The sequence below is a fragment of the Haemophilus parahaemolyticus genome, from assembly GCF_002015035.1.
In the GTDB taxonomy this organism is placed as follows: domain Bacteria; phylum Pseudomonadota; class Gammaproteobacteria; order Enterobacterales; family Pasteurellaceae; genus Haemophilus_A; species Haemophilus_A parahaemolyticus.
In genome coordinates, this window is the sequence record NZ_MUXY01000003.1 from 24,940 (window position 1) to 47,279 (window position 22,340).

At 39.9% G+C, this 22,340-nt stretch carries 20 protein-coding genes; 13 read left to right on the plus strand and 7 right to left on the minus strand.

Features of this window, described 5'->3' with window-relative positions; translation table 11 throughout:
• Nucleotides 1–20 precede the first annotated feature (20 nt).
• From rsxD to B0185_RS04555, 7 genes are all read left to right on the plus strand, one after another.
• On the plus strand, nucleotides 21–1,034 hold the full coding sequence (rsxD, locus tag B0185_RS04525; protein ID WP_419471356.1) for an electron transport complex subunit RsxD: 1,014 nt from the start codon (nucleotides 21–23) through the stop codon (nucleotides 1,032–1,034).
• Nucleotides 1,034–1,666, plus strand: a complete 633-nt coding sequence (rsxG, locus tag B0185_RS04530) for an electron transport complex subunit RsxG (RefSeq protein ID WP_005706886.1) — start codon at nucleotides 1,034–1,036, stop codon at nucleotides 1,664–1,666. The genes rsxD and rsxG overlap by 1 nt, the downstream gene beginning before the upstream one ends.
• On the plus strand, nucleotides 1,666–2,355 hold the full coding sequence (locus B0185_RS04535; protein ID WP_005706855.1) for an electron transport complex subunit E: 690 nt from the start codon (nucleotides 1,666–1,668) through the stop codon (nucleotides 2,353–2,355). Before rsxG ends, B0185_RS04535 begins: the two co-directional genes overlap by 1 nt.
• Nucleotides 2,355–3,311: a lauroyl-Kdo(2)-lipid IV(A) myristoyltransferase gene (gene lpxM, locus B0185_RS04540; protein WP_005706847.1), complete on the plus strand. Its 957-nt coding sequence runs from the start codon at nucleotides 2,355–2,357 to the stop codon at nucleotides 3,309–3,311. The genes B0185_RS04535 and lpxM overlap by 1 nt, the downstream gene beginning before the upstream one ends.
• A 17-nt stretch (nucleotides 3,312–3,328) precedes the next feature.
• On the plus strand, nucleotides 3,329–5,998 hold the full coding sequence (locus B0185_RS04545) for an MlaD family protein (protein ID WP_005706898.1): 2,670 nt from the start codon (nucleotides 3,329–3,331) through the stop codon (nucleotides 5,996–5,998).
• Between the two features lie 25 nt (nucleotides 5,999–6,023).
• A complete protein-coding gene (gene luxS, locus B0185_RS04550; RefSeq protein WP_005706864.1) occupies nucleotides 6,024–6,533 on the plus strand; it encodes an S-ribosylhomocysteine lyase in 510 nt (169 codons plus the stop codon).
• Between the two features lie 77 nt (nucleotides 6,534–6,610).
• Nucleotides 6,611–8,458 (plus strand): ABC transporter ATP-binding protein, encoded by a 1,848-nt coding sequence (locus B0185_RS04555; protein WP_005706889.1) that lies wholly within the window; start codon nucleotides 6,611–6,613, stop codon nucleotides 8,456–8,458.
• A 120-nt stretch (nucleotides 8,459–8,578) separates the two neighbouring features.
• On the opposite strand, the gene B0185_RS04560 is transcribed toward B0185_RS04555, so the two are convergent.
• From B0185_RS04560 to B0185_RS04575, 4 genes are read right to left on the minus strand one after another with little or no spacing between them, the layout of a single operon-like run.
• Entirely contained in the window at nucleotides 8,579–8,860 is a 282-nt protein-coding gene (locus tag B0185_RS04560) for a YciI family protein (protein WP_005706909.1), read from the minus strand.
• A gap of 26 nt (nucleotides 8,861–8,886) precedes the next feature.
• Nucleotides 8,887–9,354 carry an acyl-CoA thioester hydrolase YciA gene (gene yciA / locus B0185_RS04565; protein WP_005706800.1) on the minus strand — a complete coding sequence of 156 codons (468 nt, stop codon included), beginning with the start codon at nucleotides 9,352–9,354 and terminating at the stop codon, nucleotides 8,887–8,889.
• Nucleotides 9,355–9,357: 3 nt separating this feature from the next.
• The gene (locus B0185_RS04570) at nucleotides 9,358–9,903 is read right to left on the minus strand and encodes a septation protein A (RefSeq protein ID WP_005706888.1); all 546 of its coding nucleotides are present in this window, start codon (nucleotides 9,901–9,903) and stop codon (nucleotides 9,358–9,360) included.
• A gap of 13 nt (nucleotides 9,904–9,916) precedes the next feature.
• Entirely contained in the window at nucleotides 9,917–10,627 is a 711-nt protein-coding gene (locus B0185_RS04575) for a hypothetical protein (protein ID WP_005706807.1), read from the minus strand.
• 123 nt (nucleotides 10,628–10,750) lie between these two features.
• On the opposite strand from B0185_RS04575, the gene yfbV reads away from it, so the two are divergent.
• The 6 genes from yfbV to selD all read left to right on the plus strand — a co-directional run bounded on the left by yfbV (nucleotide 10,751) and on the right by selD (nucleotide 17,150).
• Nucleotides 10,751–11,194 carry a terminus macrodomain insulation protein YfbV gene (gene yfbV, locus B0185_RS04580; protein ID WP_005706877.1) on the plus strand — a complete coding sequence of 148 codons (444 nt, stop codon included), beginning with the start codon at nucleotides 10,751–10,753 and terminating at the stop codon, nucleotides 11,192–11,194.
• 131 nt (nucleotides 11,195–11,325) lie between these two features.
• Nucleotides 11,326–11,730, plus strand: a complete 405-nt coding sequence (gene mutT / locus B0185_RS04585; RefSeq protein WP_005706883.1) for an 8-oxo-dGTP diphosphatase MutT — start codon at nucleotides 11,326–11,328, stop codon at nucleotides 11,728–11,730.
• A gap of 1 nt (nucleotide 11,731) precedes the next feature.
• Nucleotides 11,732–13,684 (plus strand): site-specific recombinase, encoded by a 1,953-nt coding sequence (locus tag B0185_RS04590; RefSeq protein ID WP_005706880.1) that lies wholly within the window; start codon nucleotides 11,732–11,734, stop codon nucleotides 13,682–13,684.
• Nucleotides 13,685–13,706: 22 nt separating this feature from the next.
• A complete protein-coding gene (gene rdgC, locus B0185_RS04595; protein ID WP_005706868.1) occupies nucleotides 13,707–14,612 on the plus strand; it encodes a recombination-associated protein RdgC in 906 nt (301 codons plus the stop codon).
• Nucleotides 14,613–14,784: 172 nt separating this feature from the next.
• A complete protein-coding gene (locus B0185_RS04600) occupies nucleotides 14,785–15,999 on the plus strand; it encodes an aromatic amino acid transport family protein (protein ID WP_005706875.1) in 1,215 nt (404 codons plus the stop codon).
• A 110-nt stretch (nucleotides 16,000–16,109) separates the two neighbouring features.
• Nucleotides 16,110–17,150, plus strand: coding sequence for a selenide, water dikinase SelD (selD, locus tag B0185_RS04605; RefSeq protein ID WP_078208088.1), 1,041 nt, complete (start codon nucleotides 16,110–16,112; stop codon nucleotides 17,148–17,150).
• Between the two features lie 55 nt (nucleotides 17,151–17,205).
• On the opposite strand, the gene B0185_RS04610 is transcribed toward selD, so the two are convergent.
• From B0185_RS04610 to B0185_RS04620, 3 genes are all read right to left on the minus strand, one after another.
• Nucleotides 17,206–19,137: an ABC transporter ATP-binding protein gene (locus tag B0185_RS04610; protein ID WP_005706806.1), complete on the minus strand. Its 1,932-nt coding sequence runs from the start codon at nucleotides 19,135–19,137 to the stop codon at nucleotides 17,206–17,208.
• 289 nt (nucleotides 19,138–19,426) lie between these two features.
• Nucleotides 19,427–21,454, minus strand: coding sequence for a BCCT family transporter (locus B0185_RS04615; RefSeq protein WP_005706830.1), 2,028 nt, complete (start codon nucleotides 21,452–21,454; stop codon nucleotides 19,427–19,429).
• Nucleotides 21,455–21,772: 318 nt separating this feature from the next.
• Nucleotides 21,773–22,336 (minus strand): NAD(P)H nitroreductase, encoded by a 564-nt coding sequence (locus B0185_RS04620; RefSeq protein ID WP_005706851.1) that lies wholly within the window; start codon nucleotides 22,334–22,336, stop codon nucleotides 21,773–21,775.
• Nucleotides 22,337–22,340: the final 4 nt, after the last annotated feature.

Consider the following 22,340-nt stretch of genomic DNA (forward strand, 5'->3'; position numbering starts at 1 on the left):
GTAATTTAACCGCCAAATTTATGTTATGGGTGATGGTTGCTATGTTGCCCGCCCTTGTTGTGCAATGCTATTACTTCGGCGTTGGCGTGTTGGTGCAGGTTATCATTGCAGTTAGCTTTGCCGTAGTTATTGAACTTACTGTGGCAAAACTTCGCCGAAAACCGACTGCTTTCTATTTGGCGGATCTCTCTGGCATTTTAACCGCACTGATTTTAGCAATGTCTATTCCGCCTTATTCCCCTTATTGGATCGTGATGATCGGGATGATTGTTGCTTTACTGCTGGCAAAACATATTTACGGTGGATTAGGGCAGAATTTATTTAATCCTGCTATGGTAGCATATGCGTTGCTATTGATTTCGTTCCCTGTGCAAATGACCTCATGGAGCGTACCAAGCCAGCTATTAAGCGAGCCGCCAACGATAAACGACGCCTTTCATTTGGTTTTTACTGGCGTAACTAGCGATGGATTTAATTTGCGTCAATTAGTCGATAGCGTGGATGGCATTACTCAAGCAACCCCACTCGATAGTGCGAAATTAGCGATGAAGGCACAAGGTTTTATTGCACCAGAACTTGCACAAAATATCAGCGATAAATTGGGCTTTAACGGCTGGTTTCAAATCAATTTGGCGTTTTTGATTGGTGGGATTTTCCTGATTGCGAAACGTATCATTCACTGGCAAATTCCAGTAGCGATGTTGGCGGTGTTTGTGTTGTGTAGCTACACAGACAACACAGTGAAACAACTCGCTTTTGCCGATTCGAGCAGTGCATTGTGGGAAACGTGGCAACATCTTTTTAGTGGGGCGATGATGTTTGGGGCGTTCTTTATTGCGACTGATCCCGTTTCCGCCTCCATTACGCCACGTGGAAAACTAATTTTCGGTGGCTTAATTGGCTTGTTGGTTTACCTGATTCGTTATTATGGAAATTACCCCGATGCGGTGGCATTCTCAGTGTTGCTAGCCAATATTTGCGTACCGCTGATTGACCACTATACGCAACCAAGATTGTACGGGACGAGAAAATAATGAATACCTCAAAAGTTACCTTAAAATACGCCCTGTTATTGGGAATGATTGCCTTGGTTTGTACTGCGGTTTCTACGGGCGTTTATCTGCTGACTAAAGGGCGAATTGATGAAGTAACGACGAATCAGCAACGAGCTTTATTACACGAGGTTGTCCCACAAGATCATTTTGATAATGATTTACTGGCAACCTGTAAAGTGGCAAATTTATCTGAGGCACCGCATTTAAACCGCATCTATATTGCAAAAAAAGAAGATAAAACAACCGCTTACGCAATACAAGGCACTGCACCTGATGGCTATTCGGGCAATATTGTGCTGTTGATGGGGATTGAGCCGAATGGCAGGGTGTTAGGAGTGAGAACCTTGCAACACGCCGAAACACCAGGGCTAGGCGATAAAATCGAAACCCGCATTTCAGATTGGATTTTATCCTTTGCGGGGAAACTGTTTTCGCTTGAAAACGAAAGTAGCTGGGCAGTGAAAAAAGATGGCGGGCAGTTTGACCAGTTCACAGGTGCTACCATCACGCCACGTGCGGTAGTCAATAATGTACGTGAAAATGCGAAATGGGTTATCACTCAGTTAGTACAGCATCCAGAATTGGCGGATAAATTAGAGGAGTGCAAATAATGAATTGTCACGAACAGCAAATTCCAGTCACTCAAATTGAAGCGGAAGCAACTCCAACACCAAGTGTCTGGAAAACGCTATTTATGGATGGCGTTTGGAAAAATAATAGTGCGTTGGTGCAACTGCTTGGACTTTGTCCACTTTTGGCAGTGTCAAACAGCGTGACAAATGCGTTAGGACTTGGCTTGGCAACAATGTTTGTGTTGATTGCAACCAATACTACGATCTCGCTGTTTCGCAAAGTGATCCCAAATGATATTCGTATTCCGATTTATGTGATGATTATTGCCACTGTAGTAACCGCAGTGCAATTATTAATGAATGCATTTGCTTATTCGGTTTATCAATCACTAGGGATTTTTATTCCGTTGATTGTAACTAACTGTATTGTGATCGGACGAGCTGAGGCTTACGCCTCAAAAAATAATGTGGCACAATCTGCCTTTGATGGCTTTGCGATGGGTTTAGGGGCAACATTAAGCCTTGTTGTGTTGGGGGCATTACGTGAATTACTTGGACAAGGTACACTTTTTGATGGTTTAGACTTATTATTAGGTGATTGGGCAAAATCATTACGCCTAGATGTGTTACACTTAGACACTGGTTTATTATTAGCCATTTTACCCCCTGGTGCCTTTATAGGTTTAGGGGTAATGTTAGCCATTAAAAACTTGATTGATAAAAAATAATGACTGAAATTACAGAACAGAAAGGCTACACGCATAAATTTTTGTGGCAATTTTTACTACCAAAGTACTGGAGCATATGGCTTGGTGTGCTAGTGTTACTCATATTAGCGTTTGTGCCTTATCCATTGCGAGATAAGCTAGCTGTTTTTGTTGGCAAAGTGGCTTGCCGCTATTTGAAAAAGAAGGGCAATAAACAATTCCGTCGTTCAGATATTAACTTACGTTATTGCTTTCCCAATTGGAGTGAAGACAAGCGGTTAAAAACGATTGAAGAAATGTTTATTACCGTAGCTCAAACAATGTTGGGCATTGGCGAAATTGCAGTGCGCTCGGTGAAACATCTGCAAAAACGGAGTGAATTTATCGGGCTTGAGCACATTTATCAAGCCAAAGCGGAAGGCAAAAATATTATTCTGCTTGTGCCACATACTTGGGCAATTGATGCGTCGGGGATTATTCTGCATACACACGGAATGCCGATGGTTTCAATGTATAATCCACACCGAAATGCATTAGTTGATTGGCTCTGGAATGCAACCCGTGAGCGTTTTGGCGGACGAATGCACACACGCCAAAATGGCATTAAGCCATTTTTAGCAGATGTTAAAAAAGGTAATATGGGCTATTTCTTACCAGATGAAGATTTTGGTGAGGAATTAAGTGTTTATGTCGATTTCTTCGCAACGGAAAAGGCAACCTTGCCAGGGCTAAACAAAATGGTTCGTGTCGCAAATGCGGTTGTTATTCCAATGTTTGCTACTTATCAAGCAAAGAAAGGCGTATACCAAATGGAAATTTTGCCTCCGCTAGAATTTTCGGGCACACCTGAACAATCTGCCCGTGAAATGAACAAAGTGATTGAATATTTTGTGACTAAATCGCCAGAGCAATATGTCTGGATTTTGCGTTTATTAAAAACGCGTCGTGATGGGCAAGATATTTATAAAAAAGAATAAAGAGAGTGAGAAATTGAATGAGCGAAAAATTAGAAGTTCAACCCGCTAAAATTAGACAGCCTCGCCGAATTTCCCCTTTCTGGCTTTTGCCAATTGCGGCATTTGCGATTGGCTGTTTATTGTTTTTTCAAATTCTGCAAGAACGTGGGCAGATGATTACTATTCGTTTTAACGAAGGGGATGGTATTACAGCGGGTAAAACTGCAATTCGTTATCAAGGCTTGCAAATTGGCATGGTCAAAAAAGTCTATTTTGTAGATAACCTTAAAAGTGTAGAAGTGGAAGCAGAAATTAACCCAGAAGCACGTTCTGTGCTTAAAGAGGGAACGCAATTTTGGGTGGTAAAACCGACCGCTTCACTTGCAGGAGTTTCAGGGTTAGACACTCTTGTTTCGGGCAATTACATTACACTTAAGCCAAGCGATGATCCAAATGCAAAAAGCGAAGATGAGTTTACCGCTCAAGATGAACCACCTGTAGCAATTGCCACTGATGGTGCCTTGCTAATTAAGTTAGTGTCTGATGATCTTGGCTCGCTAACAACAGGATCACAAGTCTATTTCCGAAAAGCGCCCGTAGGGCAAGTAGCGGATTACCGTTTTAGTACAGATCGCAAAAAGGTTGAGATTGATATTTTAATTAATAAAAAAGATGTCGGTTTAGTGAAGAAAAATAGCCGCTTCTGGAACATCAGTGGTGTGAACGTAAAAGCGGGAATATCAGGTGTTGATCTTTCAATGGATAGCTTAGCATCTGTGGTGATGGGCGGTGTCGCGTTTGATTCCCCAGATAATGATGAACCCGCTGAACAAGGGCAAAGCTATACACTTTATCCAGACTATAAATCGGCAAAACGTGGGGTAAATATTCAAATTTTAGTGCCGATGGATGAAGGGCTAAAACTGCAGGAAACAGGCATATTTCATAAAAATGTACAAGTGGGCGTATTAACCGATTTAGATATTCCCGTTGAAAATGATAGCATTTTTGAACAATTACAGCCTGAGCAAAAAAAAGGAATGCTCAAAGGCGTGTTATTAATTGATCCAAATTATGTGCATCTGTTTAAAACTGATACGAAAATTTTACTCAGAGAGCCCAAATTTAGCCTAAATAAAGAGCAAATCAGTAAAATTGGCGAGCTATTCCGCGGTGATTACTTTGATGTACTAAGCGGTTCAGGCGAGGCAAAAACGCAATTTACGGTTGAAAAAGAGGAAGATTTCTTACTTCATTTACCAAATATGCTAGCATTGACGTTCCAAGCGTCAGAATCTTATGGCGTAGATGAAGGGCAAGGCATTTATTACAACGATGTGCAAATTGGTGAAATTTTAAAACGAAAACTCACATTGAATAACGTTGAGTTCCAAGGGGTGATTTATCCTCCGTATCGTCATTTGGTTGGGCAAAATAGTAAATTTGTGGCGATTTCTAACTTAGATGTAAATATCGGGCTAGATGGTTTACGTATTAAAGCAGGCTCGCCAAGTGATTGGGTCAAAGGTGGTGTGCGTTTAATTTCAGATAAACCAACGGGCGAGGCAAAAAGTGAATACCCACTTTACAAAGACACTGATCACGCTGAGCTTGGTGTAGCATCTAGTGAAAAACGAGCAACACTGACGCTTTCTGCAAAAGAGCTTTCTGGCATAAGCCAAGGATCGGTTGTGCTTTATCGTGACTTCCAAGTTGGGGAAGTGCTGAAAGTGAGTCCAACGCAAAAACAGTTTGAGGTTGATCTCTTTATTGAGCCTGCTTATCGCCACTTAATCAGCGATAAAAACCGTTATTGGGTTGAACCTGCTGTCTCTGCTGATGTGTCGCTTAAAGGAGTAAATATTCAAGCTGCCCCGATTATGCGTACACTTAAAGGAGCAATTAGCTTTGATAATCAAATGGGAAGTGGCAGTAAAACCCTTTTTGCAAGCAAAGATAAAGCCCTTTCGGGTAATACTTACCTCACGTTAATTGCTAAAGATGCTTCCAAGCTATCAGAAGGAATGGACATCAAATATATGGGGCTGACCGTGGGTAAGGTCGAAAAACTTGAATTGCAAAATGTAAAAAAACAGATAAAAGCGACCGCTTATATCGAAGGGCAATATTATCCATTGCTTGCTAAAACAGGCAGCAAATTTAATGTGATCTCGCCTGAAATTTCTACTTCAGGGGTGAAAAACATTGATGCAGCATTGCAAAATTATATTAGCGTGGAAGCGGGGAGTGGTAAGACTGAAACTCAGTTTACTCTTGAGGACACGGATACCCTCAAAACCACTTACGACAGCGGTTTCCCTGTAATTGTGGAAACCAGCGATGCGCAAGGCATTCAAGTTGAAGCACCCGTTTTATATCGCGGAATGCAGGTAGGTATTGTCAAAAAAATGAACTTAAGTGAGCTAGGCGATCGGGTCTTTATTCACTTAGCAATTGAACATAAATATCAGCATTTGGTGCGTAATAACACCGAATTCTGGGCGGCTTCAGGTTACACGATGGATATTAGCTTACAAGGCGTAAGTATGAACTCAGGAACAATGTCGCAATTGTTAAACGGTGGTATCGCATTTTCAACCCCATCAGGTAGAGTGGTGCAACCACAGGCGAAACCAAACCGCCATTTCTTATTACAACGTAAAATTCCGCAAGAAGCCCCAGAATGGGATCAAGGAATTGCAGAATAGAAAGATTTATTATTAGGAGAAAATTATGCCTTTATTAGATAGCTTTAAAGTAGACCATACTAGAATGAATGCTCCAGCAGTTCGCGTGGCAAAAACGATGACAACGCCAAAAGGCGATACTATTACCGTGTTTGACTTACGCTTCTGCCGCCCAAATATTGATATTCTACCAGTACGTGGTATTCATACCATGGAACACCTTTTCGCAGGCTTTATGCGCGATCACTTAAATAGCGAAAACGTAGAAATTATTGATATTTCGCCAATGGGTTGCCGCACAGGGTTTTATATGTCCTTAATTGGTGCACCAAGTGAGCAAGATGTGGTACAAGCATGGACAGCTTCAATGGAAGATGCGTTAAACAAAGTGCCAGATGTATCAAAAATTCCAGAGCTAAACGAATACCAATGCGGTTCATATAAAGAGCACTCTTTAGAAGAAGCTCACCAAATTGCCCGTGATGTGTTAGCAAAAGGCATTGGTGTAAATCGCAACGAAGATTTAGCATTAGATGAGAAATTGTTGAATCCTTAAATCTAGGAATTTTGTGTTAGATTCCGCATAAATCAGCCCCTTTGGGGCTGTTTTGTTTAATATCTTTTAGGAAAAATATGTTCAATAAATTATTCACTTGGTTCGAAAATCAAATCGAAACCTATCCAAACGAACAGCCTCAAACCCCAAAAGCTGGCTTGCTTCCTTTCATTTATGATGCAACAAAAGGAATGCGCTTTTACTTGATTTTGCTTACCATCTTAGTAGCAAGCGTGGGGATTATTGAGGCGGTTCTGTTTCAATTTATGGGCGAATTGGTCGATTGGGTAAATCACTTCAGCCCGTCTGAACTTTGGGCAGAGAAAAGCGGTTCAATTATCACAATGTTTTGCATCGCAATCTTAGGCGTGCTGCTTGTCTTTTTATCAAGCAGTATCCGCTTCCAAAGTTTGCAAGGTGTATTCCCTATGCGTTTACGTTGGAACTTCCACCGCTTGATGCTTGGACAAAGTATGGGCTTCTATCAAGACGAATTTGCAGGGCGTGTATCAGCAAAAGTGATGCAAACAGCCCTTGCAGTGCGCGATGTGGTGATGACCTGTGCGGATATGCTGATTTATGTTGCCGTTTATCTTGCAACTTCAAGTGTGATCTTGCTACAGTTTGATGGTTGGCTGTTTTTGCCCTTTATTTTATGGGTTATTTCACTTGGTTTAACCATTAAAATTTTCGTGCCGAAACTTGCTTTTGCCGCCCAAGAACAGTCAGATGCACGAAGCCTAATGACAGGCCGAATTACCGATGCTTATTCTAACATCGCTACAGTCAAACTCTTCTCACACGGCAATCGTGAATCAGCTTATGCGAAAGAGTCAATGGAAGAGTTTATGGTCACGGTACATAAACAGATGCGTTTGGTGACAGTGATTGAAACATTGACTAACTTCACAAGCATCAGTTTAATCGTTTCGACGGCAGGCATTGGCTTGTGGCTTTGGTCACAAGAGCTTGTGAGTGCAGGTGCGATAGCAACTTCAACTGCTTTAGCATTACGTATCAAAGGTTTATCGCAATGGATTATGTGGGAATTCGCTCGTTTATTTGAAAATCTTGGCACGGTACAAGATGGAATGAGAACGCTCTCGAAACCACATAGTGTGGTGGATAAAACCGATGCCAAACCGCTTGCAGTAACTAAAGGTGAAATCAAGTTTGATCACGTTGATTTTGCTTACGATCCACGTAAACCATTACTTAAAAAATTTGATTTAACGATTAAACCAGGTGAAAAAGTCGGTTTAGTTGGACGCAGTGGGGCAGGAAAATCAACACTGACGAACTTATTGCTCCGTTTTTACGATATTCAAAACGGCTCAATTACCATTGATGGTCAGAATGTTCGCGACATCACACAAGAAAGTTTACGTTCACAAATTGGCTTGGTAACTCAAGATACTTCATTATTGCACCGTTCTGTGCGTGAAAATTTGATGTATGGCAGACCAAATGCGACAGAAGAAGAGATGCTTAAAGCCGTTGAACAAGCGGCTGCAAGCGAGTTTATCCCGAATCTTCAAGATACTAAGGGTAGAACAGGTTTTGATGCCCACGTAGGGGAACGAGGAGTGAAACTTTCAGGGGGACAACGCCAGCGGATTGCTATTGCACGCGTGATGCTCAAAGATGCTCCAATTCTCTTATTAGATGAAGCAACCAGTGCTTTAGACTCTGAGGTAGAAGTGGCAATTCAAGAGAACCTAACGCACTTAATGGAAGGTAAAACTGTGGTGGCAATTGCTCACCGCTTATCAACCATTATGGCAATGGATCGCTTAATCGTGTTAGATAAAGGTGAAATCATCGAACAAGGCTCACACGAAGAATTGCTCGCTCAAGGTGGCGTTTACGCCAAACTTTGGGCACATCAAAGTGGTGGTTTCTTGGCGGATGATGATGTGCATTAGGGCTAAATGATTATTACAAAAGTTTATGCATAAAAAGCGGTATTATGTAGCCATTATGCTTATTTATATAAAAGGGAAATGATATTTGATCATTTCCCTTTAAAATTTGTTTATTTATTTCTAAAAAACTTTCTTAAACGGCTTAATAATCACATCACCATAAACGCCAGCCTCTACATAAGGATCTTCAGAAGCCCAAACTTGAGCATCCGCCAATGATTCAAATTCTGCAATTACGGTTGAACCAGTTACACTTGAGCCATCTTCTGTCGGATTAGGACCTGCGGTTAAGAGCCTGCCTTCTGCCTGTAATTTCTCTAAACGAGCAAGATGAGCTGAGCGAACTTCAAGGCGTTTTTCCAACATATTTGGGTTGTCTTGGGCAAAAATTACGTAATACATCGTTATTTCCTTCTGTTAATAAATGTTTATTCTGTTTTTTCTTCGGCTTGGCTTGTTTCTAACAGTGCCAATGCTTCGTCTAATTCTGGGTTATTTTCACGTGGAATTGGGCGAGGTTTACCCTCTTTATCAATTGCTACATAAGTGAATAACGCCTCTGTCACTTTAAAACGCTCACGTGTGCCTTCATACACTTGTTTGATAAACACATCCACTTTTACTTGCATGGAAGTGCGACCTAAACGTACTAATGTACCATAACAACAAACGACATCACCGACAGAAATCGGAAGGTGGAAAATCATTTTATCTACGGTAACCGTCACCACTCGACCTTTTGCCAATTCTTTGGCTAAAATCGCACCGCCTAAATCCATTTGAGACATAATCCAACCACCGAAAATATCACCGTTGGCGTTGGTGTCTGATGGCATTGCTAGTGTACGTAAAATCAGCTTACCATCAGGAGTTTTTGTGTAAGGTTCGTTTTTCATTTGTTATTCCTTGTTCTGTTGGTTTTCTTGTAAATAAGGGTAAACCACTACGCCCGTTAAAATCGTTGCGACTAAACTTAAGCCAGTTAAGCCGAAGACTTTGAAGGTATACCACGCATCATTCGACATAAAATGGCTTACATAGAGGTTAAGAAGCATACAAATAATAAAGAAGATCGCCCAGCCTATGTTAAGTTTTGCCCACACATTTTCTGGCAAATGAATCTCTTTGCTGAGCAGATGTTTAATTATCGGATTTTTCAATACAAATTGACTAATTAACAACACTAATGCAAATAATCCGTTTAAGAGGGTAACTTTCCATTTTAGAAATGCATCATCGTTAAAATAAGCAGTTAATCCTCCGAAAATAACAACAAAGCTAGCCATAAAAAGCTGCATTTTTTCAATTTTGCCATAGAGCATTTTTAGGGCAATCAGTTGCACGATCGTTGCGATGACCAACGTAATCGCAGCTTCTTGTGTGCCAAAAAATTTGTACACTACAAAGAAAAGAATAAGAGGAATAAATTCAAGCAATTGTTTCATCATTGATCCTTAATTAACTTAACCTTTTAGGGCGAATGGTTTGATAAAAACGGAAACTAAAAATGGTGGTAAAGAGTGATAAAAATGCAGAGATCATGAAAGATAATACCATAATCGCAACATTATCGCCTAAACGTCCTACTAGAGCGGTAATTAAAATGGGTAACAGATTTGCTAATAAGGTATAAGCAAAAAGTACAGCCATTTTGCCTTTTGCAAGTTGCCACATAAATTTAACCGCTTGCCCAACACGATAATTTTCCACAAGAAAGACATAAGTAGAGAGATTTAAGCGTACAAATACAAAAATCCCAATAGCAAGTAGAGGTAAACTAAAAATGTTTGCTCCACTGCCTGAAATATTGCCAAATAAAATGGATGACATACCGAAAGAAAGCGGTAATCCCATAATGATGTAAAGTAAAATTGCAGGAAGCAGTTTTGTTAAGGCTTTACCTGTATTTTGAAAGAAGGATTGAAATGTGCCTGCATTAATATCGTTAATATTAAGTACCAAAAGTACAGAAATAAAAATATTACCAATACCAATTAAGAGCGAAGGAAGCAATGAAACTGTTGAATTTGAAGCCATAAGATTAGCAAGTACAAAGGTTGCTAGTAGTTGAATAGCGAGCAACAACCCTATAGCCGTTAGCGAAAACTGACGACGATTTCGGATAAAATTCCAACTATCTTGTAATAATTGCGGAAAATTAATCGGCATAAAAATCCTTGTTTTTCGTTAATAAAAAGTAAAAAATAGCTCATAAGTATATCAATAGATTGCTTGAAGTGCATTAAGTTTTGCCTTAGGCTATTTTATCTCCACTTTTTATAATTTTAAACTATGCTCGAAACATTCCAATCAGGACAACGCTATTTAAACACCTATCCACAACAAAAGAAATTGAGCCTGTTTATGATCGATTACCGTCTTATTCAGCTTATTAAATTTTCAGGCAAATGGATGCCCGCTTTTGCTTGTTTTACAATTTTGTGGCAATACTTTTTTAAAGATCCAAGCCAATCAATCCTAGCAAATTCGGTAATAACTGCACTCTTTGCGGTGAGTATTCCCTATCAAGGTTTATATTTTCTCGGCAAACGGTCTAAATCGCCATTGCCTTTACATTTGATGGGCTGGTATGAAGAGTTGCGTCAGAAATTGGCAAATGAAAATATAAAATTGACCGCTTGTCCTGTGCAATCAATTCCGAGTTATCAGGATTTCGCTAATTTATTGCAACTTGCGGAAAAAACGTGGGGCAATAAATATTTTGATGAGTTATAATTTTATGAATACTAAATCGTAGCAGCCATGTTTTAGTAAAAACACAAAATTAATTTTAATCCATTAAGACAACTGAATGATATTTGGGCGGAGATAAACTCCGCTCTACGTTTATAGAAAGGAATGTAATTATGTCAAAACCCATTGTTCGTGTTGCCGCAGGCATTATCCGCAATGAATTTGGACAAATTTATTTAGCTCAACGCCTTGAAGGGCAAGATTTCGCTCAATCCCTCGAATTTCCTGGCGGAAAAATTGAACTAAATGAAACACCAGAAGAAGCTGTAAAACGCGAACTGGAAGAAGAGGCAGGCATTCAAGTATTGAGTGCGTTCCCTTATGAACATTTCCAGTTTGAATATCCCACGAAAATTATCGAATTTTATTTTTTCTTAGTCGAAGAATGGATCGGGGAACCTTTCGGGCGTGAAGGGCAAGAAGGCTTCTGGATTGCTCAATCTGAATTAGATGAAGGGCAATTCCCTCCTGCGAATGAAAAGTTAATAGGAAAGTTAAAGGCAGAGAGAGGTCTCTAATTTGAAGAAAAAACACGATTTATCCGAACAACAACTTATCCAATTTATCGAACAAAAACTGGCAGAAGACAATATTTTTGAGCTGTTAAAAAGCTTTTTCCACTGGATTCGCTGCGAAGTGCTACGTGAAGATCAGCTTAAGTTTTTAATCAAAACGTTAAAGAAAAATAAAGTACTTACACAAAATTTGGCATCGCAACTTTGCCGCTGGTTATGCAGTATGCGACTTTATCCGCTGCTGATTTCTAATGGGATTCTAAGTCGTGATGGCTTTAGCCGTGAATTTCGCTCGCGTCTTTATGAAAAATTCAATCCTGCCGTGCCTGATGTCAAAGATCTTCGCGATATTTTCTTTCTGCTGTTTAACGATAAACATGATGGAGAATGGATTAACAGCGTGCCATTACACTATTGGGGCAGTATTTTTAAATTGCTTAATCGTTATGTGAGTGAAGCAGAGCGTGAACGTGTAGATGCTCATTTGAGAGCGGAAGGCTTGTTTGCGATAAAAATGCTTTCAATTTGGATTGCTGCAGAAGAGATGCAACCCGAACTAATGCGTTTAGATCCAAGTTTAATTGAGGCAGATAGTCCTTTTGTTGCATTACAAAAAGAGGTGATGCTCTGGATTGAAGCACGCCGTCGCAATGAGTTATTTGATGATGGGCACTTGCAAGTGATGTTTGTCCAAAGTAAGGCGTTAATCGACCGCTTGAAGAAAAAAGGGGCGGCGATGGGCTCTTCAATGGAAGTGGCTTATTTACTTGAACGCTTGGAGCAGACACTCGATCGCCTTTCAATGTTGATGGATGTGTTTGCTTCTAATCGCTTTTTGCCACGTCGTATTTTACTTTTAGCAAGAAATTTAGCCATTGCTTCAGCGAACAAACACAGCATCTCTGCCCTTTTGAAGCAGAGTGTGAGTATGCTTTCGCGTAGCATTACCCAGAACACGAGTGACCATGGTGAGCACTATATCACACGCAACAAAAGCGAATATCTTTCGATGTTCTATTCAGCCGCTGGTGGTGGCGTATTGATTGCATTGATGGCGTTGTTCAAAATTTACTTGAGCGGCATGATTGAAGATAAGGTGCTAAAAGGTATTGCCGAAGGGCTGAATTACGGCATTGGGTTTACCCTGATTTTTATGTTGCATTTTACTGTTGCAACCAAACAGCCCGCCATGACGGCGGCAAGGTTTGCTGATTTCGTTGGGAAAAATCCACAAGGGCGGGCGGTAAATATGAAGCTTGCTCAATTGTTGATTGATGTATTCCGCTCGCAAAGTATTGCAGTTATCGGGAATGTGGCGGTGGCGGTTGGGATTGCTGCACTCGTGGCTTATGGTTACCAACATTTTGAAGGTAAGCCATTGCTCGATCAGGAGCAAATTGCTTATCAACTGCACAGCATCGATCCGTTCAGTGGCACACTTTGGTTCGCCGCAATTGCGGGTGTTTGGCTTTTCTGTGCAGGTTTGATCTCAGGTTATGTGGATAACCGTTGTAATTATCTCAACTTGCGAATGCGATTGCAGCATCATCCACTCCTTGTAAAAATAATGGGCGAACACAAGCGGTCGATTTTTGCCAATTATATGCATAACAACTATGGTTCGATTGTAGGTAATTTGGCTTTCGGTATGTTGCTCGGCTTAACGGGCGTGGTAGGCTATTTGCTCAATCTCCCGCTTGATATTCGTCACATTGCCTTCTCTTCAGCAAATGTCGGTTATGCAGTAATGAGTGGAGATTTAGGTTGGGTGATTTTCTGGCAAAGTCTCTGCTTTGTCTTGTTGATTGGCGTGGTTAATCTGGCAGTCAGTTTCTCGCTCACACTTTCATTAGCTCTTCGCTCACTAGGTGCGACGGTAGATAGTTGGAAAAATATTGCTAAATGCATATGGCAAATTCTTAAACAAAAACCGCTGAGTTTGCTTTTGCCAGTATGATGCAAAAATTTAAGGATAATTTATGTGGTTTAAAAATGTGATGATTTATCGTCTCACTAGCGAGCTAACACTAGATGAGCAAATGCTAAATAAGCAATTAACTGAAAATCGCTTTACACCTTGTGAAGTTCACGATATGAGTAAATTTGGTTGGAGCCAACCGCTTGCTAGTTCTGATCAACTGTTCTTCTCACAAGGTAAGCAATTTTTGCTGATTTCACATCAGGAAAACAAACTGTTGCCAGCAAATGTAGTGAAGCAAGAGGTTGAAAAACGTATTGCCGAATTGGAAGAAAAAGAAGCTCGTAAACTCAAAAAAACAGAGAAACAAGCAGTGAAAGATCAGGTCGTTTCTGTATTGTTACCTCGTGCGTTTAGCAAACATCAATTCACCACTATTTGGTTGGATTTAGACGCACAGTTGGTTTATGTAGATGCGGGTTCAAGCAAACGAGCGGAAGATACGCTTGCATTATTGCGTAAAACGCTAGGCTCGCTCCCTGTTGTGCCGATTTCCTTTGCAATTCCGCCTTATGAAGTGATGACCGATTGGGTGGCTAAAGGTTACACTCCTGCATGGTTTAACTTGTTAGAGGAAGCAGAGTTAAAATCCTTTGAAAGTGGTAGTATGATTCGTTGTAAAAATCAGATGTTGGAAAGCGATGAGATAACGTCACACTTACAAGCGGGTAAATTTATAACCAAAATTGCAATCGACTGGGAAAATCATTTTTCTTGTGTATTGAATGAAGAAGCTGTGCTTTCTCGCCTTAAATTTGCCGATGAAATTCGTGAGAAAAATGATGATATTTTAAAAGAAGATATTGCTCAGCGTTTTGATGCTGATTTCTTGTTGATGACCGAAGAGTTGAAGCTTTTTACCCGAAAAATTATTGCCGAATTTGGTGGCATTAAAGAGAGAATTTAACAAAGTGTGAATAGATTTAGCATGTAAGCCCCTTAAATTTCCTTTAAGGGGTTTATTTTTGTAAATAAAAGTTTACAAAGCAAAGATATTTTTACTTTTTTGCAAAAAAGAGTAGAAAAATCTCTATTTTTCGCTACAATCAAACCGTTCATTTTTATTGACAGGTGATTGTATGAAAAATAAAACACTCGGAAGTACACTGATTGTCGCAGGAACAACAATCGGGGCTGGCATGTTAGCAATGCCTTTAACTTCAGCGGGCATTGGCTTTGGTTTTACCGTGGTTCTTCTCGTCTCTTTATGGCTTCTACTCAGCTTTACTGCATTGCTATTCGTAGAAGCGTATCAAACTGTTGACAGTGATGCTGGCTTGGGCACATTGGCAGAAAAATATTACGGCACATTTGGGCGTGTGGTTTCCACTGCGGTATTGATCATCTTCCTTTACGCGATTTTATCCGCTTATGTTTCAGGCGGTAGTTCAATTTTAGGCGGATTGTTGCCAACCATTGTTGATGCAGAAACTACCACTAAAATTGCGGGCGTGATTTTCACTGTGGTATTCGGTAGTTTTATTGTAGTAGGTACAACTAGTGTGGATGCCGTAAATCGCATCATTTTTGCAACTAAAATCTTGGCTTTTATCTTAGTATTAGGACTATTATTGCCGAAAGTGACCGTAGATCATTTATTAGCAATGCCAATCAATAATGCTCTATTGATTTCTGCAATGCCGATTTTCTTTACCTCATTTGGTTTCCACGGTTCAATCCCAAGCCTAAACAAATACCTTGAAGGCAATGTAAAAGCGTTGCGAATTTCGATTGTAGTGGGAACTGCAATTCCGCTTATCGCTTATATTTTATGGCAATTAGCGACACACGGTGTTTTAAGTCAAACGGAATTTATGGAAATTTTAGAACGTGATCCAACCTTAAATGGCTTGGCAGAAGCTGCCCACCATATTACAGGTAGCTCAATTGTTGGTATTGTCGTTCGTCTTTTCTCAGCACTAGCTTTAATCACTTCATTCTTAGGCGTTGCATTAGGTTTATTTGAAGCCTTAGAAGATTTGCTCAAACGTGTAAATATCAGTGCAGGGCGTAAAAGTTTAGGCTTGCTGACTTTCTTACCACCTATGTTATTTGCATTTTTCTACCCGCAAGGTTTTATTACAGCATTAGGCTATGCAGGGCAAATGTTTGCGTTCTACGCTGTTGTGTTACCAATTGCGATGGTATGGCGTTTACGTAGCCAAAATGCAAACCTAGCATATCGCGTAAAAGGTGGCAAAGCCTCATTGATTATCGCATTAGTGATTGGTGTATTTATCGTGATTGTACCATTTTTAATTCAACAAGGTTTATTGCCTCAAGTGGTCGGTTAATCAGAGATTAGATTATCAAGCGGTTCATTTTGTAATATTTTTGACAAAATCGACCGCTTGTATCACTTCTGGTAAAATGTTCTCAATGATGTTATAGACAAGGAGGCGAGATGACTGAACAAGTACGTTTAACACAATTTAGTCACGGTGCAGGGTGAGGCTGTAAAATTTCGCCTAAGGTGTTAGGGACAATTTTACATAGCGAACTCGAAAAATTTATCGACCCAAATTTATTAGTCGGCAACGAAACTGCAGATGATGCAGCGGTTTACGATATTGGCAATGGCGTGGGCATTATCAGCACCACTGATTTCTTTATGCCAATTGTTGATGACCCATTTGATTTTGGACGAATTGCTGCAACCAATGCAATTAGCGATATTTTTGCGATGGGTGGTAAGCCGATTATGGCGATTGCGATTTTAGGCTTCCCGATCAATAAACTCCCCGCGGAAGTCGCTCAACAAATCGTAGAAGGTGGTCGTGCCGCTTGTGCCACAGCGGGCATTGCTTTAGCAGGCGGACACTCCATTGATGCTCCTGAGCCAATTTTTGGTTTGGCGGTAACGGGGGTTATTCCAACCGAAAAAGTGAAACGAAACGCTTCGGCAACCGCAGGTTGTGAACTCTTCTTAACCAAACCACTTGGTATTGGTATTTTGACAACCGCAGAAAAACGGGGAATTTTGAAGCCTGAACATCAATATTTAGCACGAGATGCGATGTGTCAAATGAACTTGATTGGTACGGAATTTTCCAAATTGGATGAAGTAAAAGCAATGACTGATGTAACAGGTTTTGGCTTGTTAGGACATTTAAAAGAAGTGTGTGAAGGCTCAAATTTACGAGCAGAAGTCAATTTTGCTGATATTCAAACGCTTGACGGCGTGCGAGATTATATTGCACAAGGCTCCGTACCTGGTGGGACAAATCGCAACTTCGAAAGCTATGGGCATTTGATTTCTCCATTAACCGATGAGCAAAAAGCGATTTTGTGTGATCCGCAAACTTCTGGCGGTTTATTGGTTGCTGTTGAGTCGCAAGCGGTAGAAAAAATCCAACAAATTGCAAATGCAATGAATGTGCCACTTTTCCGAGTGGGGCGTTTGTTAAAAAGGGATGAAAATAGATCATTAATCGAAGTTCATTAAAGCAATATAAAAGATAAAAAATAAGACTGCTTAAGCAGTCTTATTTTCATTTATATCACACATTCCCATTCTTAATATTCTCAAGCATTTCCCAGCGTTCAAAAGCTTGTTCAAGTTCAGCTTCTTTCTCTGCGAGAGCTTGTAATTTTTCTTGGGTATAAGCGATTTCTTTGCTGAAGAAATCAGAAGAATTCACCTCTGTTTGCAAAGCTTCAATATCTGCCTCAAGGGCTTCCATCTTCGCAGGTAATTCTTCCAGTTCACGCTGTTCTTTATACGACAATTTCGCTTTTTTCGTTTCTGCTTTTGGTTTTTCTTGTTTTGTGGGTTCGCCTACAAGCGGTTCATTTTTCTTCTGATTTTGCAATTGTACAGCTTGGCTGGCATAGTAATTTTCTTGTTGCTGCTTCGCATCAAAATAGCCACCAATATATTGATTTAATACGCCGTTACCTTCAAAGAAGAAACACTCTTCAACAGTATTGTCGATAAATTGACGGTCGTGGCTGACGATTAATAATGTACCTTGATAATCGGCAAGCAGTTCTTCCAATAATTCCAATGTTTCCACGTCCAAGTCATTGGTTGGTTCGTCCAGAATCAGAAGATTATTGGGCTTGAGCAATAATTTTGCCAATAAGAGACGGTTGCGCTCGCCGCCCGACAAGGCTTTAACGGGCGTCATCGCACGTTTTGGCGGAAATAAGAAATCTTGCAAATAGCCAAGCACGTGGCGTTTTACGCCGTTTACTTCAATATCTTGTTTACCATCGGCAACGTTGTCCATCACCGTTTTTTCTAAATCTAACTCGGCACGGTATTGGTCGAAATAAGCGACATCTAACTTGGTTCCGCAACGAATGGTACCCGAAGTGGGTTGCAATTCGCCTAATAACAGTTTGATGAAAGTGGTTTTACCACAGCCGTTTGGCCCCACTAACGCAATTTTATCGCCACGCTGAATAGTGGCGGAAAAATCTTTCAGCAAGGTTTTACCTTCAACTTCGTAACTGGCATGCTCAATTTCAAACACGATTTTGCCTGATCGAGCAGTGGTATCTAACTGGATTTTAGCTTTGCCTTGCACTTCACGGCGGTTGCGACGCTCTTCACGCAATTTTTTCAAGGCTCGCACTCGCCCTTCGTTACGCGTGCGGCGGGCTTTAATGCCTTGGCGAATCCACACTTCTTCTTGTGCGAGTTTTTTATCGAAAAGCTCATTTTGTAAGGCTTCTACACGTAAATCTTCTGCTTTGGTTTCTAAATAAAGATCGTAATTACCTGGGTAAGAAACCAATTTACCGCGATCTAAATCAACAATACGGGTTGCCATTTTGCGGATAAATGAACGGTCGTGCGAAATAAAGATGATCGAACCTTTGAAATTGAGCAATAAATCTTCAAGCCAAGTGATGGCTTCCACATCTAAATGGTTAGTTGGTTCATCTAATAACAGAATATCTGGGTTAGCAACCAAGGCACGGGCAAGAGCGGCACGGCGAACCCAACCACCTGAAAGTTCACAGAGTTTTTTGTCTGGATCAAGCTCTAACAATTTTAGTATGTCTTGGATGCGGTTTTCAAACTGCCAGCCGTTGTTGTGCTCAAGCTGAGCTTGCACTTGTGACAATTTTGCTAATAACTCATCGCTGTAATTGGTCAGCATTTGTTGCGAAATGTGGTGATATTGCTTTAAAAGGTCGCTTAAATGCACGATGCCTTCTGAAACATATTCAAACACGGTTTCTTGAATATGGCGTGGTGGGTCTTGCTCAAGGCGTGCGACAACGATATCTTTTTCAAAAATCAACTTACCATCATCTAATTGCACTTCGCCTGCAAGTACTTTCATTAACGTTGATTTGCCCGCTCCATTGCGTCCAACTAAACAGACTCGTTCGTTAGGTTCAATATGTAATTCGGTATGATCTAAAAGTGGAAAATCCCCGAAGCCTAAATAGGCGTTTGATAGGTTAAGTAATGCCATAAAGTTGATGTTAATAAGAAAAAATTTGGTTATTTTATCAGATTTGAACGAGGGAGGTAAGCGGGGACATGTTGATGGTAATGTATAAATAATAAAGAAAGTTAAAAATCAATGAGACAATATCTTGAAGTGATTGGTTTAATTCACCTTTGGTTAAATATTAATTTACCTAAATTCCCCCGTTACTAAAAATAGTAAACTATAAAAAAAGAGATTAGGTGTGCTTAAAACGCCTAAAATATAAAGAGAATACGGTTGAAAAATTCAACCGTATTTTGAAAGACTAAAATTATTCTGCTAATTCTGTTTGTTCATGAGACATTAATTCTTGCCCAACATTATCTAATAACGTTAAATAACGTTCGTAATGTTTTAACATATCCGCAATTAACTCATTTTTATCCATATATTGCACATCATAACCAACACGACCATCAAAGAAATAAGTGTAAGGTTCGTAAGTGGTGCTATGTTGAATATGTGGTAAGTTTTCATCGTTAATTAACTGCTCTGAAACTTCACGGCTAACAGATTTAATACCGTACATAAAGTCACGCATTGCATCTTTTTGAATCACTAATTCGACTGCAGGTTCATCTTGATCAAACAAGGTATTTACCGACACACTCAAATTATATTTACCAATTAGCTCTTGGCGTAATTCACGCATTGCAGGTAACGCAGTATGTTTGAGGAAGCGTAAAATATCTTTCTCTTGCGTTTGATTCATCATTTGTTCTAAACGATCTTTCCATTTTTCGCCTGTCCAGAAAATACTGGTTGGGTTCACTTTGGTGCTAAAGTATTTCTTATCTGCATTTAACCCTTTCCATAAGCTCACACACATAATCAGCATTAACATGGCAAATGGGAGAGATACCATTAACGTCATTGCTTGTAGATTAGCCAAGCCGCCTGAACGCATTAAGACAATCGCTACCACAGACATTACTCCGCCCCACATTACTGCTTGCCAGCGAGGAGAGGTTAAACTTTTATCACGTGATGCAATATTATTCAGTACATAAATACCTGAGTCTGCCGAAGTAATAAAGAATAAAGAAATAATCAATAAACTTACAATACCTGTTACTGCTGAAAGGGGTAAGTAATCTAAAAATTTAAATAACAGAGATTCTGGTGATGAAACCAGCTGACCTAATGCACCTGCGGCTTCCCCATTATTTAACCAAATTGCAGTATTACCAAATGCGGTAAACCAAAGTACACCAAATAAACTTGGAATGACTAATACGCCAAAAATAAATTCACGAATTGTACGTCCTTTTGAAATCCGTGCAATAAATAAGCCTACAAAAGGTGCCCAAGAACACCACCATGACCAATAAAGAACTGTCCAACCGCTAAACCAGTTAGTATGCTCTTGTTCATACGTATAGGTTTTGAAACTTAATTGTACTAAATGGCTAAGATATGTGCCTAAGTTATCACTGAATGCCGATAATAAATAGAGAGTTGGTCCTGCTACTAAAACAAAAATTAGCAATAAGAAAGCTAAGCTTAGGTTTATTTCGCTCAGGATTTTTACTCCTTTACCTACTCCTGAAATCGCAGAGAATATGGCTAAGCTCATGACAACGACAATAACAATTAACTGTAAACTAAAGCTATTTTCGCTTGCCCAACCTAATTGAGTTAATCCCGCACCTAATTGCGATGCACCAAAACCTAAGGTTGTAATAATACCGAATAAAGTCGCAAGCAATGACATCACATCAATAACGTCACCAACTTTACCGTTAATACGATCTTTCAATAATGGGTAGAAACAAGAACGCAATGCAAGTGGCAGTTTATAGCGGAAACCGAAATAAGCTAAAGCCAAAGCAATCATTCCATACACCGCCCAAGCGTGAATTCCCCAGTGGAATAAGGTATGTAGCATCGCTTCTTGTTGACGATGTTCTGCTGTACCGCTAGTAATATCTGAGAGATAATGTGTCAATGGTTCTGCCACACCAAAGAACATCAACCCAACCCCCATTCCCGCTGCAAATAACATTGCAAGCCAAGAAAGGAATCCAAATTCAGGCTCTTCTTCATCATTGCCAAGTTTAATATTCCCTAAACTACTGACGGAAAGAATCAGCAAAAAGCCTAAAAAAATTGAAAATGTTAAAACGTAGAACCAACTAAAATTGGCAAAAATCCCTGCTTTAGCTTGATCTAATAGTGCTTGTGTTTGCGTCGGTGCAACCAAAATCATGAGCACTAAAAAGAGGATAAAAAATAACGTCAAGCCGATCACTAATGGATTAAATGACGTTCGCTTTTCCATAAATTGAGATAAAAACAAACCTTCTCCTTAAATAGTTAAGTAGATCATTGAAATATTGAATATTTTATTTAAAAAAGTTACATCTTAGAGATGTTGCCTTAAGGCAAGTGTGCAATTGAACAACTGCGAATGACAGCACATAGAAGTGCGATTTTGAAGGAAACGCTCAGTAGGAATTGAGAGGATTGTTTCCAAAAGTATGGATATAATAACACGGGTTGGTGATTATTTCAAATCCATACTAAATTTATAGAATTTGTTTATATTTAATAAAAGTATAGTAGATAAAATGATTACTATTTTGTCAAAACTATGCCTCTTTTAACACTAATTGTATTAGCGGATAAAGTGCACAAAATCAGTTGGATCTTCTGCATCGCGAGCAGAAGCAATTTCTTCGCCATCTTTCGGTGAACCGATCATTAGCAAGCCAATCACTTTATCCGTTTCCGCACAACCAAATGCTTCGCGAATGGCTTTGCCTTCCACCCATTTTTTCGTAATCCAAACAGTATCAAAACCTTGAGCGTTTGCTGCTAATTGCATCGCATAAGTGGCACAACCTGCACAAACAATTTGCTCCCAAATGGGCACTTTCACTGATTCGTGATCTAATTTTGCCACCACGCCAATGACCATTGGAGCTTGATTTGCCAATTTATCGGCTTTGGCAGCATTTTTTTCATCCATTTCAAATTCAATGGCTGCTGATTTTAAACATTCGTGAAATTTCGGCATACCACTTTTTTGAATCACCACAAAATGATAAGGTTTCATTCGCCCATGATCTGGTGCTCGTAAAGCTGCTTTTAAAATCGCATCAAGCTGTTCTGTATTAGGTGCAACATTGCCAAATTGTTTACTTGAACGACGATGATGAAGTAAATCTAAAATATCCATAATT

Excerpts from the sequence above, each read along its gene's own strand:
- rsxD (WP_419471356.1), top strand. The coding sequence starts at position 21 with ATGTTATGGGTGATGGTTGCTATGTTGCCCGCCCTTGTTGTGCAATGC.
- rsxG (WP_005706886.1), top strand. The coding sequence starts at position 1,034 with ATGAATACCTCAAAAGTTACCTTAAAATACGCCCTGTTATTGGGAATG.
- B0185_RS04535 (WP_005706855.1), top strand. The coding sequence starts at position 1,666 with ATGAATTGTCACGAACAGCAAATTCCAGTCACTCAAATTGAAGCGGAA.
- lpxM (WP_005706847.1), top strand. The coding sequence starts at position 2,355 with ATGACTGAAATTACAGAACAGAAAGGCTACACGCATAAATTTTTGTGG.
- B0185_RS04545 (WP_005706898.1), top strand. The coding sequence starts at position 3,329 with ATGAGCGAAAAATTAGAAGTTCAACCCGCTAAAATTAGACAGCCTCGC.
- luxS (WP_005706864.1), top strand. The coding sequence starts at position 6,024 with ATGCCTTTATTAGATAGCTTTAAAGTAGACCATACTAGAATGAATGCT.
- B0185_RS04555 (WP_005706889.1), top strand. The coding sequence starts at position 6,611 with ATGTTCAATAAATTATTCACTTGGTTCGAAAATCAAATCGAAACCTAT.
- B0185_RS04560 (WP_005706909.1), bottom strand. The coding sequence starts at position 8,860 with ATGTATTACGTAATTTTTGCCCAAGACAACCCAAATATGTTGGAAAAA.
- yciA (WP_005706800.1), bottom strand. The coding sequence starts at position 9,354 with ATGAAAAACGAACCTTACACAAAAACTCCTGATGGTAAGCTGATTTTA.
- B0185_RS04570 (WP_005706888.1), bottom strand. The coding sequence starts at position 9,903 with ATGAAACAATTGCTTGAATTTATTCCTCTTATTCTTTTCTTTGTAGTG.
- B0185_RS04575 (WP_005706807.1), bottom strand. The coding sequence starts at position 10,627 with ATGCCGATTAATTTTCCGCAATTATTACAAGATAGTTGGAATTTTATC.
- yfbV (WP_005706877.1), top strand. The coding sequence starts at position 10,751 with ATGCTCGAAACATTCCAATCAGGACAACGCTATTTAAACACCTATCCA.
- mutT (WP_005706883.1), top strand. The coding sequence starts at position 11,326 with ATGTCAAAACCCATTGTTCGTGTTGCCGCAGGCATTATCCGCAATGAA.
- rdgC (WP_005706868.1), top strand. The coding sequence starts at position 13,707 with ATGTGGTTTAAAAATGTGATGATTTATCGTCTCACTAGCGAGCTAACA.
- B0185_RS04600 (WP_005706875.1), top strand. The coding sequence starts at position 14,785 with ATGAAAAATAAAACACTCGGAAGTACACTGATTGTCGCAGGAACAACA.
- B0185_RS04610 (WP_005706806.1), bottom strand. The coding sequence starts at position 19,137 with ATGGCATTACTTAACCTATCAAACGCCTATTTAGGCTTCGGGGATTTT.
- B0185_RS04620 (WP_005706851.1), bottom strand. The coding sequence starts at position 22,336 with ATGGATATTTTAGATTTACTTCATCATCGTCGTTCAAGTAAACAATTT.